The following is a 16,610-nucleotide window of genomic DNA, read 5'->3' as shown; positions in this document are numbered from 1 at the left end:
GTGCGTCAACACGCGGACCCCGAAAAGGAATCAGTTACAGATCCCTTCCTGACACCTCCGGAGGCATTTGAGAAGGACCAACTCGATCTATATCAGCGGGTCCCCTCACCCGCAACAAAGAAGCTCCCGGTGGACATGTCCACCGGGAGCTTCTCTCATGCCTGCCGAACTTGACGTTTTGGCGGATTCTTCTCGCACTTTCCCGCCCGTTTGTTCGTTTGGGCGGAAATGAGTCAGGCCTTCCAGACCGTCTTGAGATTGCAGAACTCCTGGATGCCGGCGGCCGCCAGTTCACGACCGTACCCGGAGTCCTTGATACCGCCGAACGGCAGCTCCGGGTAGGACACCGTCATCCCATTGAGGAACACCGCACCCGCATCCAACGCGCCGACGAACCAATCCTGTTCTGCGGCATCGGTGCTCCATACTGCCGAGCTCAGACCGAAGGTGGTCTGGTTGGCGATGCGCACCGCCTCCTCCCGGTCGGCGACCCGGTACACCGAAGCCACCGGCCCGAAGGCTTCTTCCATCACGATGCGCATATCGTCGGTCAGCCCGCTCAGCACAGTCGGGGAGTAGTACCACCCCGGCTGGGTGGGTGCGGATCCGCCGACGAGCACCTGGGCGCCCTTGCCGATCGCGTCGTCGACGAGTTCGGCGACCTCGGCACGGCCGGACTCGGTGGCCAGCGGGCCGACATCGGTGGCCTCGTCGAACGGATCGCCCACCACCAGCGCTGCCATCTTGTCGGCGAACAGTCGGGTGAACTCGTCGTAGACATCGGTGTGCACGATGAACCGCTTACCGGCGATACAGGATTGGCCGTTGTTGGAGATGCGGGCCTTGACCGCGGTGCTCGCGGCCGCCTCCAGATCGGCGCTGGGCATCACGATGAAGGGGTCCGAGCCGCCGAGTTCGAGCACGGCCTTTTTGATCTGCCGGCCCGCGGTCTCGGCCACCGACCTGCCCGCCGGTTCCGAGCCGGTGAGGGTGACGGCCTTGATGCGGCTGTCTTCGAGCACCGCGGCGACCTCGCGGGATCCGATGAGCAGGGTACGGAAGGAACCGGCCGGAAAGCCGCCCCGCTCGAACAGGTCGTCGAGGTAGAGCGCGGACAGCGGAACATTCGAGGCATGCTTGAGCAGGCCGGTATTGCCGGCCATCAGCGCCGGAGCGGCGAACCGGATCACCTGCCACAGTGGGTAATTCCACGGCATCACCGCCAGCACCACGCCCAGTGGCTGCCACACCGTGCCGGCCTCCGAGGCCGATACGGCGCCCGGATCGGCGAGCGTGGCCGGGGCCAGGAAGGCCTCGGCGTTGTCGGCGTAGAACCGGATGTTCTTGGCGCACTTGAGAACCTCGGCGCGGGATTGCGCGATGGGTTTGCCCATCTCCAGGGTGATCATCTCGGCGGCCTTGTCGACGTCGGCCTCGAGCAGATCGGCCGCGGCATGCATCCACTGCGCGCGTTGCGCATAGCTGGTGGTGCGGAGGGTCTGCGCGGCAGTGAACGCCTCGGCGATGCGGCGCTGCACCTCGGTGCTGTCATGAGGTTCGAAGGTCTGCACCGTCTCGCCGGTGGCCGGGTTGATGGTCGCGATTGCCATGGGGACGTTCCTTTGTTCGGGTGGGGTCAGTCGAAAATTTCGGGATGCCGCGCGAGTTGGCGCCGGGTACGTCGGATGTGGCCGAGCAGGACCCGCTCGGCTTCCTCGGAGTCGCGCTCGGTGATGGCGGCGACCAGCATGTGGTGCTCGTCGTGCACGATCCGATGGTTGGCGTCGTCCATCAACTGGGTGAAGGCCCGCCGATAGTGCTGGGTGGTGTTCCACAGCCGCTCCACCGTCGGCCCCAGAAAGGAGGTCGCAGCGCCGGCGTAGCTGCCCAGGTGGAACTCGCGGTCCAGCGCCAGGAACTGCTCCAGATCGGCACTGGCCTGCATCTGGTCGGCAAGCTCGGCCAGCCGGTGCACCGCGGGATCGTCGAGATGAGGCAGGCTGTAGCGCAGCAACAACGGTTCGATGCGCTCGCGCACCTGGTACAGCTCGACACATTCGTCCAGGCTCAGTGTCGCGATCCAGGCGCCGGCGTTGGCCACGGTGGTGACCAGACCATCGGCCTCCAGGATGCGCAGTGCTTCCCGGACCGGCACGCGACTGGCGCCATAATGAGCCGCCAGCGCCTCCTGCCGCAGCCGGGTACCCGGCGGGTAGGCACCCCGCAGGATCTCGGCGCGCAACTCATCGGCCACCCGGGCTCCGGTGACGCCATCGCGGATCTGCGGTTGGGTCATGAATTGCTCAGTCCGCCGGATGATTCGGATTCCACAACAACACCTCCGCGCCGGCTTCGTAGGCCTTCCCACCAGGAAAACTGACGAGTTCGAACTGCATGCCCCACGGGCTCAGAAAGTACACCCAGCGCTGACCCTCCGAGGCGTTGCGGCTCGATGTCGGCTCACCGAGCACCTCGATACCCTCGGCACGCAGATAGTCCACCGCGGTGTCCATATCGTCGACATAGAACGCCAGGTGATGCCCACCGATATCGCTGTTGCGCGGCGGACCCGCCTGCCCGTCGGCGGCCTCGTACTGGAACACCTCGAAATTGGCGCCGGTGCCGCAACGGTAGAAGCGCAACTCGCGCATGACGGTCCGCGGGTGCACGTTGAGGTGAGTTTGCATCCAATCGTCGTCGTGCGCGTACGGGCCGAGGGTGTAGACGTGTGTGCAACCCAGCACCCGGACGAAGAAATCGTGGGCTTGGGACAGGTCGGGCACGGTGAATCCGATGTGGTCGGTGCCGACCAGGCCGGGGAGGGGCATGCCGATCAACCCTTTCTGAAATGGATCCAATGATGTGAACTCTAGCCCTGCGCGTGTGGATTTTGGAATAGATCTGGCCAAAGTGTATCCAATCGACGTATCCTGGGATCTGCGTCACATGGGCTGTACACCCGCCGTGGACGCCACGCCCGTCGCTGGAGATGAGGGATATGCCTACCGAAGAACGCCTGGAAACCGGCCAACCATGGATCGCGCTGTCGACCACCGACGACGACTGGCGGGCCGCCGACCCTGCCCTGCTGGGCACGATGCTCGCTGAGCTGCACCTCATCCGGGCCTTCGAGGAGACGGTGCTGGAACTGGCCGGGGAAGGGTTGGTACACGGGCCCGCACACTCCAGCATCGGGCAGGAAGGCGGCGCGGTCGGATCGATCGTCGGGTTGCGCTCCACCGATGCCGTCAACGGTTCGCACCGTGGCCACCACCAGTTCCTCGCCAAGGCATTGACCCATGTGTCCGGCGGGGTGATCGACCCGGCCGCGGCGATCACACCGAAGATCACGCGGGTGCTGCAACGCACTCTCGCCGAGATCCTCGGCCTGGCACAGGGTTACTGCCGCGGCCGCGGCGGCTCGATGCATCTGCAGTGGTTCGAGGCCGGCGCGCTGGGCACCAACGCGATCGTCGGCGGCGGTGTGCCGATGGGAGCGGGCAATGCCTGGGCCCAGAAGCACAGCGGCACCGATGATCTGACCATCAGCTACTTCGGGGACGGTTCCAGCCAGATCGGCTCGGTGCTGGAATCGATGAATCTGGCCGCCGCCTGGAAGCTGCCCTTCTGCTTCTTCATCGAGAACAACCTCTACGCCGTGTCCACCCGGGTCGACGAGATCACCGCCGACCCGCGGCTCTCGGTGCGTGGTCAGGGCTTCGGTATCCCGAGCTGGCGGGTTGACGGAATGGACCCTCTGGCAGTGCATCTGGCCACCGAGCAGGCCGCCGAGCGGATGCGTGCCGGCAACGGGCCCGCGGTCATCGAGGTCGAGGTGTACCGCTTCTTCCACCAGAACGGCCCGTACCCGGGCAGCGCCTTCGGGTACCGGCACAAGGAGGAGGAGGCGCAGTGGCGCACCCGTGATCCGCTGGAACTCACCGCCACCAAGATGATCGAGTTGGGTCTGATCGACGAGGCCGGCGTGGTCGAACTGCGCCGCCAGTCTCAGCAGGCCATGACCGATGCCGTGGCACAGCTGCTCGAGGACGATCCGGACAGCAAGGGAAAGCGTCGGATCCGGCCCGAACTGTGGCCGGATCCCGGATTCGTCAACGTCGGGGTGCGCGGTGACGCAGCGGAACTGGAAACACTCGACGTGCTGGAGCCGACGTCGTACGACGGCCCGTGGCGCAAGACCAAGTTCGTCGAGGCGGTGGCCGCCGTGATGGACCGGCGGATGGCCACCGACGATCGCATCGTCATCTTCGGGGAGGACGTCCACCGACTCAACGGCGGCACCAATGGCGCCACCAAAGGTCTGGCCAAGTACGGCGAGAACCGACTGATCGGGACCCCGATCAGTGAGAACGCCTTCACCGGCCTCGGCGGCGGACTGGCCCTCGACGGCCGATTCCGACCGGTCGTCGAGTTCATGTACCCGGACTTCATGTGGGTGGCCGCCGATCAGGTGTTCAACCAGATCGGCAAGGCGCGGCACATGTTCGGCGGGGACAACCCGGTGCCGTTCGTGCTGCGCACCAAGGTTGCAATGGGATCCGGCTACGGGTCGCAGCATCTGATGGACCCAGCGGGCATCTTCGCCACCAGCCCGGGCTGGCGCATCGTGGCGCCGTCGACCGCCGCCGACTATGTGGGTCTGATGAATGCCGCACTGGCCCTGCAGGATCCGGTCCTGGTGATCGAGCATGTCGACCTGTACGGCACCGCCGACCAGTTGCCCGATACCGAACTGGACTACATCATCGCGCCCGGAACCGCGGCGGTGCGGCGCGCCGGCAATGACGTCACCGTCATCAGCTACCTGTCGATGGTCGCACGCTGTGGCGAGGCGATCGAACAGACCGGCATCGATGCCGAACTGATCGACCTGCGCTGGCTGGACCGTGCCTCCATCGACTGGGACACCATCGAGGCCAGTGTCCGCAAGACGAACGCGGTCCTGATCGTCGAGCAGGGCGCCCGGGGCAGTTCCTATGGTGGTTGGCTGGCCGACGAGATACAACGCCGGTTGTTCGACTGGCTGGACCAACCCGTGGAACGGGTGTCCGGAGAAGAGGCCTCGCCCAGCATCTCCCGGGTGCTGGAGCGGGCCGCCATCGCCGGCACCGAGGAGATCGTGGCGGGCCTGGAGAAGATTCGCGCAGCGATGGGAGACGCCTGATGCCCACCGTCGTGCGGATGCCGGAGGTGCTGGCCAACACCGGTGAGGCGATCATCCAAACCTGGTTGGTGACCGTCGGGCAGGAGATCGCGATCGGCGACCCGATCGCCGAGATCGAAACGGAGAAGGCGGTTGTCGAGTACGCGGCCGAGGTCGAGGGCATTCTTGCGCAACTGATCGCCGAGCCGGGCACCACCATCGCCGTCGGCGAACCGATCGCCGTGGTGACCGCCCCCGGGGAAAGTGCCGATACCGTCGAGGTGCCGGCGCCCGAACCGGAACCGCAGGCCGCGGCACCGGTGGTGGCCGCGCCACCGCAATCGAACGGCAGCCGACTGTTCGCCACCCCGTTGGTCCGAAAGATCGCCAAGGAGAAGGGAATCGACCTCGCCACGGTGAAAGGCACCGGTCCCGGCGGGCGGATCGTCCGGCGCGACCTGGACCGGCTACCCGCGCCGGTGGCGGCCCCCGCCCCGGTCACGGCACCGGCTGCCCAGGTGGCCGAGCCGACCGGCTTCACCGATATCCCGCTGACCGGGATGCGCAGGGCGATCGCGCGCCGGCTCACCGAGAGCAAGACCACGGTGCCGCATTTCTACGTCACCGCGGACTGCCGGGTGGACGCGCTGCTGGATCTGCGCAGCACCGTCAATGCCGCGGGCACAGTGAAGGTGTCGGTCAACGATTTTGTGCTGAAGGCGGTCGCCGGTGCGCTGGTGGAAGTACCGGAGGCGAATTCGATCTGGAACGACGACTCGATCCGGCGCTACGACAGTGCCGATATCGCCGTTGCCGTCGCCGTCGAGGGCGGACTGTTGACCCCGGTGTTGCGGGGTGTGGACCGGTTGCCGATCTCGGCGATCGCCACGCTGATCGCAGATCTGGCCGGCCGGGCCCGGGCCGGCAAGATCAAACAGGCCGAGCTGGAAGGCGGCAGTTTCTCGGTGTCCAACCTCGGCATGTACGGGGTGAGCGAGTTCTCGGCCATCCTCAACCCGCCGCACTCCGGCATCCTGGCCGTCGGCGGCGCGATCCGCAAACCCGTTGTGGTAGAGAATGAATTGACCATCGGCACCGTCATGAAGGTGACGTTGTCGGCCGATCACCGGGTGATCGACGGCGCGGTCGCGGCACAGTGGATGGCCGCCTTCGTGCGGCGGATCGAGAACCCGTTGACGATCCTGATTTAAGCGAGCAGCGGACGCAGGTCGTTCTGCACCCAATCCGTGAAACTCTGCCAGCCGATGTCGGGGTACGCGGCATGCAGTACGGCGATGTCGACGGTGTACCCGCCGTGGGCCAGGAAGGTGAACATGGCTCGCATATCGTCGGATGCGATCAGGGCGGGGTCGTGGGTCGCCAGCTCTACGGGACGGCCCAGCGCCTCGGACAGCACGGCGGCCATCTGCTGGCCGGTGGGCTGATCGGAAGCGATGTCGATACGTGCGCCGCGCACCGGGTCGGGATCGGTCAGCACGGCGGCGACAAACCGGCCGAGATCGCGTCGGGACAGCTGTTGCAGCGCCACATCGGCGGGTAACGGCAGGTCGAAGACGCCGGCCTTGATGTCGTCGAGGCCGCCGAGCATGTTGTCGTAGAAGTACGTCGGGCCGACGATGGTGTATGACAGCCCGGATGCGGCCAACGCCGCTTCCACCTCGGCCTTGCTGTCGAAATGCGGTATGCCGGTGTGTTGGTCGGCGTCGGCGACCGAGGAGAACACCAGGTGCGGCACCTGCGCTGCGAGAGCGGCATCCAGAATGGTCCGGCCCTGCGCCACCTCGGCATCCGGCCCGTCCTCGAACGGTGTGGTCAGTGCGTAGGCGCCGGTGACACCGGCGAAGGCACGCGCCACGGCGGCCTCGTCGCTGAGATCCGCGGCGACCACCTCGACTCCGGCGGACGCCAGGCGCTGGGCGGCGGGAGAGTCGGTGCGCCGGGTGATTCCACGTACCGTGGCGCCGCGCTCCAGCAGTGCCCTGACCACCGCGCCGCCCTGCGCACCTGTTGCTCCGAGTACCGCGAAATGTCCGGTCACCGGTTCAGCGTAGTCTCAGCTGGCGAACAGCCTGGACGTGCGCTCCTCGTGCCGCATCCCGCTGATCTCCAGCGCCGGCGCGGTTCCCGACAACTCGGACAGCGGACGGGCACACGCGTCGTCGGCCAGCCGTACCAGCTCGGCCACCGCGTTCAGCTGGATGCGCTGGCTCTGCAACGGCCCCAACCTGCCCAGCCGCACGGCCGCGCTCAGCATGGACGCCATCATCGCGCGTAGCACTCCCAGCACCGCCAGCCGCTGGGGAACACCGAGCACCGCCTGCAGTACCCCGTCGACCACCGCGGCGTGTCCGGGGCAACCGCCGTCGAGCACCGCGAGCAGGTACTTGTGTTCGCCGGCCATCCCGACCGCCTCCGCCGTCGCAGCGAGCTGGCGGCCCGCGGAAACCGATGCGGTGCGGGTGTTGTCGTACAGCTTGTAGGTGGAGGTCAGCTCGTCCAGTTCGATGAGCTCGTGCACGGAGTCTGCGGCCCGCCAGGAGTGCGCGGTGACGGTGGCGTCCAGCGTCGCGAAACCGTGTTCGGTGTATGCGCAGACCGCTGCCTCGATATCGGTGGCGCCGGCCGCGGGCCGGTTCGACAGCCAGTCCTCGAGCCCGTTGCTGTGCACCAGTCGACCGGAAGGGAATGCGCTGTCGTGCAGCTGCTGCCACAGCGCGAGCGCGGCCGCCTCAGTGGTGGTGACCGGCATGATGATCCGCCGAGGTGGCCGCCCAACCGCGCGGCGCCATGGCGGCGTCGGTGATCTCACCGGCGACTCCGAGCTCGGCCAGCATCGCCCGCGCCGCCTCGGCGCTGGTGAACAGCGGTGCGCTCAGCCCCTCGTCGTCGACGTCGACGGGGGCGTGCTGATTGCCGAGCAGATGGCCGAGCAGCAACAGGCTGCGCCCGGAGTTGTCGGCGAACCGCACCCGGATCGCGGGTTCCGGCGGGCGGCGTACCACGACGATGTTGGCACCGTCATCGGCGAGGACCATGCCATGGCGTAGAAAGGTGCCGCGGGGCAGCGTGATCCGGACCTCGACCCCGGTATCGCTGGTGACCAACTGGCGGTGCTTGGCGGCATCACCCCACCCGATGTCGACGTGATGCAGGGTGCGGTCGGCGAACCGCGGTTCGTCGACGGCACCGAGCACGGTTTCGGCATACATGTCATGCGCTCCTTGTGATCTGGGCTGGATTGGACGCAACGAACGGACGTACGGCGGTGCGCAATGTCGTCTGGGCGTGCGCCACGGCGGGTGCGTCCGCCGCGATCAACCGGGCGAACACGCCACACCCACCGGGGAGCTCACTGGCTCCGACCCGGATGTCCGGCAGTGCCGGCAGCACCGCGCGGACCGCGGCCAGCATCGCAGCCACCGGCCTGCCCGGGGTGAGCGCCAGCAGGGTGGCGACATAGTCCCCGTCGAGCAGCGGGTTTCCGCCGCGTCCGAATCGCTGGCGATCTCGTGCGATGACGCGGCCATCACATCGCACGGTGAAACTGTTGTCGACACCCGCGTAGCGGAATCGCTCTCCGTAGGCGATCCGGCCGGCCGCCACCGCGTCCCAGCCCAGGTAGTTGCCGCCGGGCTCGATGTCCAACTCCAGGCTCTGCGTCAACAGAGAATCTTCCTGCGGTATCAGCGTTTTCGGTAGGTACTCCAGTGTCGATCCGGATCGCACGGTGAAGTCCAACCGGTGCCGGGCACCGGAACCTGCACCGGCGAACACCTGGGTGGCGGCCTGGGTGGTGAGCACCAGGTGTGACCCGGTGGTGGTCTGCACGGTGGTCAGTAGGTCGTCGTCGGAGAAGGTGCCGCCGCTCGGGCTCTGCACACACAACACCGCGGCATTCGGGTGGTCAGGATCCGAATGCAATGCGGCGGTGACCCGTTGCGGATAGCGCTGTCGCAATACCGCCGGCCGGCTGCGCCCGGTGGCATCGGCGACCATCGTCACCGTCAGCTCACCGGGCGCGATCGCCGGTGCCGTCACGGGCGACCCGCGGTGAGCCGGGGTGAGAGCATGGCACCGTGCAGCAGCGTGTCGGCGAGGGTGTCGAGACCGTGTCCGGACCGCAGATCGGTGAACACAGTCGGTTTCACCGGCCGGGCCACGGTGCAGTCGCGGCGCATCCGGTCCAGGTCGGCACCCACCAGGTCGGCGAGGTCGATCTTGTTGACCACCAACAGGTCTGCCTGTAGCAGTCCGATCCCCTTCTTGCGGGGGATATCGTCGCCGCCGGCGGTGTCGATGACGAAGATCCAGTAGTCGACCAGATCGGAGGTGAACGTCGCGGCCAGGTTGTCCCCGCCCGACTCGATCAGGATCAGATCCAGATCGTCGAACTCGCCGGCCAGCCGACGGGCCGCGGCCAGGTTCGCCGAGGGATCCTCGCGGATCGCGGTGTGCGGGCAGGCCCCGGTCTCCACGGCCAGCACCCGGCGCGGATCGATGACACCGCTGCGCCGGACCCGCTGCGCGTCCTCGTCGGTGACCAGATCGTTGGTGATCACCGCGACACCGAGGCCCATCCGGATGAGCTCGGGGACGAGCATCTCCACCAGACGGGTCTTGCCGGAGCCGACCGGCCCGCCGATACCGATGCGGATGACTTCCTTCATGATGTTCCCCTGGCTATTTCAGTGTGTAGCGCCGGCCCAGCGGTACCGAGGTCATCGGTGTGCTCTGGCACAGCTGGCCATCGACGATCACCCGATAGGTGTCGGGTTCGATGCGGATATCGGGTAGGTAATCGTTGTGCAGCAGGTCGGCTTTCGTCAGTGCCCGCGCGCCGCGGCAGCCCACCAGCCGGGTCTGAAGGCCCAGCCGACCACCGAGCCCGGCCTCGATTGCGGCGCCCGCTACGAAGTTCACCGACACATCCGCCGGGGTCTGGCCGAACGCGGCCCACTGCGGCCGGTACTTCAACGGTTCGCAGGTCATCAGCGAGGCGTTGGCCTCACCCATCACCGACCAGGCCGGGAAGCCACCCTTGAACACCAGCTCGGGTCGGATGCCGAAGAACTTCGGTTCCCACAGCACGATATCGGCGAGCTTGCCCGGTTCCAGCGAGCCGACCTCGTGGTCGATACCGAACAGCCTTGCCGGGTTGATGGTCAGCTTGGCGACGTAGCGCAGGATCCGGGCGTTGTCCGCGCCGGTGCCCTCGTCGGCGGCCAGCGGACCACGGGTGGCCCGCATGTGCGAGGCCAATTGCCAGGTCCGCGCGATGGTTTCACCGATCCGGCCCATGCCCTGGGAATCGGACCCCATCGCCGAGATCGCGCCCAGATCGTGCAGGACATCCTCGGCGGCGATCGTCTCGCGCCGGATCCGGGATTCGGCGAAGGCGACATCTTCCGGGATACGCGGGTTCAGGTGATGGCACACCATCACCATGTCCAGGTGCTCGTCGAAGGTGTTGAGCGTGTACGGGTTCGTCGGATTCGTCGACGACGGTAGACAAAACGGCTCGCCGACCACCTGCATGATGTCGGGTGCGTGGCCGCCGCCGGCGCCCTCGGCGTGATAGGTGTGGATGGGGCGGCCACCGATCGCGGCCATGGTGTCCTCGTAGAAACCCGACTCGTTGAGGGTGTCGGTGTGGATCTGCACCTGCAGGTCGAGTTCGTCACCGGCATCCAGCGAGGCCCGGATGGCCGCCGGTGTGGCACCCCAGTCCTCGTGGATCTTGTAGCCGATCGCCCCGGCCAGACCCTGTTCGATCAACGGTGCGGTGCTCGAGGCGCTGCCATTGCCGATGAAACCGAAGTTCATCGGGAAGGCCTCCGCGGCGCGCAACATCCGGGCCAGGTTGGTGGGACCCGAGGAGGTGATGCCGACGGTCACCGGGCCGAGCCCGCCGCCGATCATGGTGGTGATACCGCTGGAGATGGCCTCCTCGACCAGACCGGCACTGTCGAAGTGCACGTGCACGTCGATGGCGCCGGCGGTGGCGATCATGCCCTCGCCGGAGCGGATATCGGTACCGGCTCCGATGATCAGCTCGGGGTCGACACCGTCCATCGTGCGGGGGTTGCCGGCCTTGCCGACACCGACGATGCGGCCGTCGCGGATTCCGATGTCGGCCTTACGGATTCCCAGCACCGCATCGATGATCAGCGCGTTGGTGATGACGAAGTCCAGCGCACCGTCGGTGTTGGTGAGGTCGCCGTGCACGGCCATGCCCTCGCGCATGGTCTTGCCGCCACCGAAGACGGCCTCGTCGCCGTAGACGGTGGCGTCGTGTTCGACGCGTGCCAGCAGTTCGGTGTCGGCCAGCCGCACCCGGTCCCCGGTGGTGGGTCCGTACAGTTCGGCGTAGCGGGCCCGGCTGATGCGGTAGGCCATCTCAGCTCCCCGCATCCAGGAAGCCGCGGGCATGCATCTGCGCCATCAGTTCCTCGCTGGCCGGTTCATCGGTGGCACGGTTGGTGACATCGTTCTGCCCGATCACGGTGCGCTCGCCGCCGTAGCTGGTCAGCGAGACCACCTGCGTTTCACCGGGTTCAAAGCGCACCGCCAGACCCGAGGGGATGTCCAGTCGCATCCCGAAGGCCGATCGGCGGTCGAATCGCAGCGCCCGGTTGGCCTCGAAGAAGTGGAAATGCGAGCCGACCTGGATGGGCCGGTCGCCGGTGTTCTGCACGCTGACGGTCGTCGTCGGCCGGCCCGCGTTGAGTTCCAGCTCACCCTCGGCGGCCAGGACTTCTCCTGGTAAGAAATCGATCTCGTCGGCGGGCCGGGTGCCGGGCGCGATGGCGTCGTGCACGGTGACCAGCTTCTGGCCATCGGCGAAGAACGCTTCCACCTGCACCGAACCGAGCAGCGTCCGCACCCCGGGCAGGACATCGTCATCGGTGAGGATGCTCGCGCCGAACGCCGCGGCCTCGGCGACGCCGGCACCGGAGCGGGCCGCCTCGATCACCTCGTCGGCGATCAGGGCGCGCGCCTCGGCGTAGGTCAGTGGCAGCCCGGCGCCGCGGTGCTTACGGGCCAGTTCGGCGGCCAGGAACAGCAGCAGGCGGTCCTCGTCCTTGGGGGTCAGATGCATGATCAGCCCGTGATTCCCTCGGCCCAGGGGTAATCCTTGAGGTAGGGGTCGGGGGTGATGGGGGCGGGGGACTCCCAGACCTGGTCGATCAGACCGCTGGGGGCGACCTTGCCGATCCGGGCCGTCTTGGTGACGTGGTGGTTCTCGCCGTCGATGGTCACGGTGCCCTCCGGGGCGTCGACGGTGACACCGTCGGCTGCGGCCTGGATATCGGCGACCGCGAACGAATCGGCCTTCTCCACACTGGCTTTCCACAGATACACCGCGGTGTAGGCGGACTCCATCGGATCAGAGGTCACCCGGTCGGGGCCGTACTTGGCCTTGAAGTCCGCGACGAAGGCCTGGTTGGCCGGGGTGTCGAGGGTCTCGTAGTAGTTCCACGAGGACAACTGGCCGACCAGGGTGTCGGCGCCGATGCTCTTGACCTCTTCCTCGCCGACGCACATCGACATCACCGGCATCGTCTCGGCGTTCAGGCCGGCGCTGTTGTACTCGCGGAAGAAGGCGGTCAGTGACCCGCCGACGACGACGTTGAAGATGGCGTCCGCGCCGGCGGTGCGGATCTTGTTGACGATGGTCGCGAAGTTCGTACTGTCCAGCGGCACATAGTCTTCGCCCTTGATCTCGATACCGTTGGCGGCGGCGTAGGCCTTGACGATCGCGTTGGACGTGCGGGGGAACACGTAGTCGCTGCCGACCAGGTACAGCGATGTCACCCCCTGTTCCTTGAGGTAGTCCAGGGCGGGGATGATCTGCTGATTCGTGGTGGCGCCGGAGTAGAAGATGTTCGGCGAGGATTCCAGGCCCTCGTACTGCTGGCCGTAGTACAGCAGCGCGTTGGAATCCTCGAACACCGGCAGCATCGCCTTGCGGCTGGCCGAGGTGTAGCCGCCGAAAACCGCTGCGACACAGTCGCTGTTGACCAGCTTATTGGCCTTCTCCGCAAAGACCGTCGGGTCCGAGGCGCCGTCCTCGGACAGCAGGTCGAGCTGCTTGCCGAGCACGCCGCCATCGGCGTTGATCTCCTCGACAGCCATCGCGATGGCGTCGTGGATCACGGATTCGCTGACCGCGAGGCCGCCGGACAGGGAGTTGATCGCGCCGATTGTGACCTCTGAGCCGGAGGTGTCGGCACACCCCTCGGTGGCGGCGGCGTCATCGCCGGCGCGGCTGCCGCAGGCGGCGAGCACGGTGGTGGATGCCAGCAGGGCGGCAACAACGCGGACTGAGGTTTTCATGTCGAAATGACCCGTTCTTGTCGGTGGGATTGCCGCCAAGCGTAGGAATCTGCAGTTCAGCGGGCTATGGGAGGAATCTCCCATTTTCGTGCGGGTCGTAGCGCGGGCGCCGCAACACCGAAACATCCGCGAAACATGTCCTGCCGATGATGCTTTGCGGGGCAGTCGAAGCGGTAGGTGAGAGATGGCAGGCGCATACGGAGAGGTGCTCGGCAGCACGGCGAGTATCGAGACGCGGGCACATGAGATGCTCGACCGTCTCGGTCGGCGTGCGACATCGTCGGCCTCGGCCATCTGCCTGTGGGACCCGATCCGGCGCCGGCACGTGGCGGTGGCCAACCACGGCTATCCCGACCAGGTCATGGAGCACCTGAACACCTGGTTCATCGATCACGATCCGCTGTTCGAGAAGATGCGGGTGCGTGGACTGGGTGCGCTGCGCTGGCGGGATTTCCCCGAGTACCGCGAGACCTATTCGGTGCAGGGCGTGTTCGTGCCCGCCGGTTTCGACGAAGGGTTGTCCGCGCGACTGGTCACCGCCGACGGCAGCTACGCGGGCACCATCCACGTCAACTGTGACGACGCCCGTTACCCGAGTGATGACGATGTGGCCGAGATCAATGCGCTGCGCGCCCAGATGGCCGAGCAGCTCGACTTCACGATGCGTCCCCGCATGGTTGCCGAGCTGATGGCGCCCGAGGCCCAGGCCTGGGCGGTCGACGGTGACGGGCAGTCCCACCTGCTGATCCACGGGGACACTTTCGAGGGCCCGCTGGATCGGGCGCTCGTCGCGGAGATGACGTTGGCGGCCCGCGCGCCGGGCCTGGCGTTCCGCCCCGAGGTGACACGATGGTGCGACGGTGCGGACTGGTTGCACGCGCGGCATATCAACACCGCGTCCCGGTTCTCGCAGGACAGCCTCAACGGGGTGGTGCTGATCACCCGCGACCCGTTGCCGTTCGGGATCACCCCGCGGGAACTGGATGCGCTGACGCTGGCCGCGTGCGGGCTGACCAACAATCAGATTGCCGCGCGGCTGTTCATCAGTGCCCGCACCGCCGGGCACCACCTGGAGAACGCGATCGTCAAACTCGGGGCGAGCAACCGGGCATCCTGCGTGTCGCAGGCGGTGGCGTGGGGCCTGGTATCGGGCCGGGTGCTGCTGGATCTGAATCCGGCGGCGGTGCGGCGGCCCGCTTAACCCATGCTGGGGTGCACCACCCGCAGCTTGTCGGCGATCCGGGTCAGTGCCCTCTGGTCGGTGGCGGTCAGCCGGTCCAAGACCAGCTCACGCACCGAACGAACGTGGATCGGTGCCGCTTCGACCACCAGGCGGAAGCCGGCCTCGGTGAGCTGCGCGAGGGTGTAGCGGCCGTCATCGGGATCGGGGGAGCGGGTCACCCAGCCGCGTTGTTCGAAGCGCTTGACGACGTTGGACAGCCGGGACAGTGATCCGTTGGCCAGGAAGGCCAACTCGCTCATGCGTATTCGACGGTCGGGCGCCTCGGAGATGTGGCTGAGCGTCAGGTACTCGAACAGCGTGAGGTCGACCGGGCGCAGGGCGGTATCCAGCTTGCCGGGAAGTAGCAGCATCAGGGCCGCCAGGCCCGTCCACGTCTCCTTCTCGGACTGTGAGAGCCATTCCGGCTCCTCATCCCGTGTCATGAACGCACTCTAGCCCACCGGAATAACTTCACGCGTGAAGTCATTGCATGTATCGTGAGTTCAAACATGAAGTCATAACGAGAGGAAGATGATGTCCGACGTCGAGTTCTTCGTCACCCCCGGCTACGGCGAGATGTTCCGGGAAACGCGTCACTACAGCCAGGCCGTGCGGATCGGCGACCGGGTGGAGATCTCCGGCCAGGGCGGCTGGGATGACGATCTGAACTTCCCGGAATCCCTGGAGCGCGAGATCGTGGCTGCCTTCGACAATGTCGAGCGCACCCTGGCCACCGCCGGCGCCTCCTGGCGTGATGTGGTGCACGTGAACACCTATCACGTGCTGACACCGGAGCAGGACTTCGAGGCGCACAACGCCATCGTGGTCGCCGAGTTCGACAAACGATTGGGCGACCGCGCGCCGATCTGGACCGAAACCGGTGTCGCCGCGTTGGCGGCGCCCAATATGCGTATCGAGATCCGCGTGACCGCGATCGTGGGTGCCTGATGCGTGCGGTTGTCTACGATCCCGATGCACCGCGGCACTTCTCGTTCGCCGATGCCCCCGACCCGGTGCCGGGTGCCCCGGACGAAATGCTGATCGACGTCAAGGCCATCTCGCTGAACTTCGGTGAGGTGTACTCCGTGGACAACGCCGAACGGCCCGGGGATATCCCCGGCTGGGACAGTGCCGGTGTTGTCGTCACCGCGGCGGCCGACGGCTCCGGGCCGCCGGTCGGGGCACGGGTGGTCGGGGCCGGTTGGTCGCAGGCCTGGGCCCAGCAGCGGGTGCTGAAGTCGGAAAATATTGCAGTGCTGCCTGATTCGGTGGATTTCCAGACCGCGGCGGCGCTACCCGTCGCCGGTGTCACCGCGGTGCAGACAATCCGCCGACTCGGTTCGGTGGTGGGGCGGCGGGTCCTGGTCACCGGGGCCTCCGGCGGTGTGGGCCGGGTCGCGGTGCAACTCGCCTCCCGGGCCGGGGCGCATGTCATCGCGGCCGTCGGCAGCCCCGAACGCGGCGAGGGACTGCGCGAACTCGGCGCCGCCGAGGTGGTTGTCGGGATCAAGGACCTGGAGCCGGTGTTCGGCGTGCTGGAGCATGTCGGGGGTGACATGCTGGCCGACGCGGTGACCCTGCTCGACGACGGCGGCATCGTCATCGCCACCGGAGCGGCTTCCGGCCAGCCCAGTGTGATCGATTTCGAGGCGGCGCGAGTGTCGATGAAACGCAAGCGGATCGAACCGTTCATGGTGCGCTGGCCAGTGGGTGCGGATCTGAGCTACGTCGTCGACCTGGTGGCCCAGGGGCAACTCGATCCGCAGATCGGTCTGCGCGACACCTGGGACAACCTGGTGCCCGCGATCGACGCCCTGCTGGGCCGCCGGGTGGCGGGCAAGGTTGCCCTGTCGGTGGGTGGCTGAG

The 16,610-nt window shown here is 66.9% G+C and carries 17 protein-coding genes; 5 read left to right on the top strand and 12 right to left on the bottom strand.

The features are described from left to right. Positions 1-233: 233 nt before the first annotated feature. From ACLBYA_RS18535 to ACLBYA_RS18525, 3 genes are read right to left on the bottom strand one after another with little or no spacing between them, the layout of a single operon-like run. A complete protein-coding gene (locus ACLBYA_RS18535) occupies positions 234-1,610 on the bottom strand; it encodes an NADP-dependent succinic semialdehyde dehydrogenase (RefSeq protein ID WP_447710887.1) in 1,377 nt (458 codons plus the stop codon). A gap of 26 nt (positions 1,611-1,636) precedes the next feature. Continuing rightward, a complete protein-coding gene (locus ACLBYA_RS18530; RefSeq protein ID WP_447710886.1) occupies positions 1,637-2,296 on the bottom strand; it encodes a GntR family transcriptional regulator in 660 nt (219 codons plus the stop codon). 7 nt (positions 2,297-2,303) lie between these two features. After that, the gene (locus ACLBYA_RS18525) at positions 2,304-2,828 is read right to left on the bottom strand and encodes a VOC family protein (protein ID WP_447710885.1); all 525 of its coding nucleotides are present in this window, start codon (positions 2,826-2,828) and stop codon (positions 2,304-2,306) included. A gap of 170 nt (positions 2,829-2,998) precedes the next feature. Here ACLBYA_RS18525 and ACLBYA_RS18520 point away from each other — a divergent pair, with 170 nt between their 5' ends. Then, positions 2,999-5,185 (top strand): alpha-ketoacid dehydrogenase subunit alpha/beta, encoded by a 2,187-nt coding sequence (locus tag ACLBYA_RS18520; RefSeq protein WP_447710884.1) that lies wholly within the window; start codon positions 2,999-3,001, stop codon positions 5,183-5,185. Continuing rightward, a complete protein-coding gene (locus tag ACLBYA_RS18515; RefSeq protein ID WP_447710883.1) occupies positions 5,185-6,375 on the top strand; it encodes a dihydrolipoamide acetyltransferase family protein in 1,191 nt (396 codons plus the stop codon). The genes ACLBYA_RS18520 and ACLBYA_RS18515 overlap by 1 nt, the downstream gene beginning before the upstream one ends. Here ACLBYA_RS18515 and ACLBYA_RS18510 read toward each other — a convergent pair. Genes ACLBYA_RS18510 through urtA form a run of 8 tightly spaced genes read right to left on the bottom strand, consistent with a single transcriptional unit; the run spans position 6,372 to position 13,522 of the window. Further along, complete coding sequence (locus ACLBYA_RS18510) at positions 6,372-7,223, bottom strand: NmrA/HSCARG family protein (protein WP_447710882.1); 852 nt, start codon at positions 7,221-7,223, stop codon at positions 6,372-6,374. The genes ACLBYA_RS18515 and ACLBYA_RS18510 overlap by 4 nt on opposite strands. Positions 7,224-7,238: 15 nt before the next feature. After that, positions 7,239-7,934: an urease accessory protein UreF gene (locus tag ACLBYA_RS18505; RefSeq protein WP_447710881.1), complete on the bottom strand. Its 696-nt coding sequence runs from the start codon at positions 7,932-7,934 to the stop codon at positions 7,239-7,241. Further along, the gene (locus ACLBYA_RS18500) at positions 7,915-8,394 is read right to left on the bottom strand and encodes an urease accessory protein UreE (protein WP_447710880.1); all 480 of its coding nucleotides are present in this window, start codon (positions 8,392-8,394) and stop codon (positions 7,915-7,917) included. Before ACLBYA_RS18500 ends, ACLBYA_RS18505 begins: the two co-directional genes overlap by 20 nt. Position 8,395: 1 nt before the next feature. Next, positions 8,396-9,223, bottom strand: a complete 828-nt coding sequence (locus tag ACLBYA_RS18495) for an urease accessory protein UreD (protein WP_447710879.1) — start codon at positions 9,221-9,223, stop codon at positions 8,396-8,398. Next, positions 9,220-9,852, bottom strand: a complete 633-nt coding sequence (gene ureG, locus ACLBYA_RS18490) for an urease accessory protein UreG (RefSeq protein WP_447710878.1) — start codon at positions 9,850-9,852, stop codon at positions 9,220-9,222. The genes ACLBYA_RS18495 and ureG overlap by 4 nt, the downstream gene beginning before the upstream one ends. A gap of 13 nt (positions 9,853-9,865) precedes the next feature. Further along, positions 9,866-11,581, bottom strand: a complete 1,716-nt coding sequence (ureC, locus tag ACLBYA_RS18485) for an urease subunit alpha (RefSeq protein ID WP_447710877.1) — start codon at positions 11,579-11,581, stop codon at positions 9,866-9,868. A 1-nt stretch (position 11,582) separates the two neighbouring features. Continuing rightward, positions 11,583-12,284, bottom strand: coding sequence for an urease subunit beta (locus ACLBYA_RS18480; protein WP_447710876.1), 702 nt, complete (start codon positions 12,282-12,284; stop codon positions 11,583-11,585). A gap of 2 nt (positions 12,285-12,286) precedes the next feature. Beyond that, on the bottom strand, positions 12,287-13,522 hold the full coding sequence (gene urtA / locus ACLBYA_RS18475) for an urea ABC transporter substrate-binding protein (protein WP_447710875.1): 1,236 nt from the start codon (positions 13,520-13,522) through the stop codon (positions 12,287-12,289). A gap of 184 nt (positions 13,523-13,706) precedes the next feature. Between urtA and ACLBYA_RS18470 the strand changes: the two genes are divergently transcribed. Continuing rightward, positions 13,707-14,723: a LuxR C-terminal-related transcriptional regulator gene (locus ACLBYA_RS18470; protein ID WP_447710874.1), complete on the top strand. Its 1,017-nt coding sequence runs from the start codon at positions 13,707-13,709 to the stop codon at positions 14,721-14,723. Here ACLBYA_RS18470 and ACLBYA_RS18465 read toward each other — a convergent pair. Continuing rightward, positions 14,720-15,187 carry a MarR family winged helix-turn-helix transcriptional regulator gene (locus ACLBYA_RS18465; RefSeq protein ID WP_447710873.1) on the bottom strand — a complete coding sequence of 156 codons (468 nt, stop codon included), beginning with the start codon at positions 15,185-15,187 and terminating at the stop codon, positions 14,720-14,722. The two genes, ACLBYA_RS18470 and ACLBYA_RS18465, sit on opposite strands and share 4 nt — an antisense overlap. A 91-nt stretch (positions 15,188-15,278) precedes the next feature. On the opposite strand from ACLBYA_RS18465, the gene ACLBYA_RS18460 reads away from it, so the two are divergent. Together ACLBYA_RS18460 and ACLBYA_RS18455 are read left to right on the top strand one after the other, a co-directional pair. Continuing rightward, the gene (locus tag ACLBYA_RS18460; protein ID WP_447710900.1) at positions 15,279-15,692 is read left to right on the top strand and encodes a Rid family hydrolase; all 414 of its coding nucleotides are present in this window, start codon (positions 15,279-15,281) and stop codon (positions 15,690-15,692) included. Continuing rightward, positions 15,692-16,609 (top strand): zinc-binding dehydrogenase, encoded by a 918-nt coding sequence (locus ACLBYA_RS18455; RefSeq protein WP_447710872.1) that lies wholly within the window; start codon positions 15,692-15,694, stop codon positions 16,607-16,609. The genes ACLBYA_RS18460 and ACLBYA_RS18455 overlap by 1 nt, the downstream gene beginning before the upstream one ends. The last annotated feature ends 1 nt before the right edge of the window (position 16,610 follow it).

The sequence above is a fragment of the Mycobacterium sp. C31M genome (assembly GCF_053345865.1).
The sequence above is the reverse complement of the archived record's forward strand: the minus strand, read 5'-3'. Positions and strand labels throughout refer to the sequence as shown.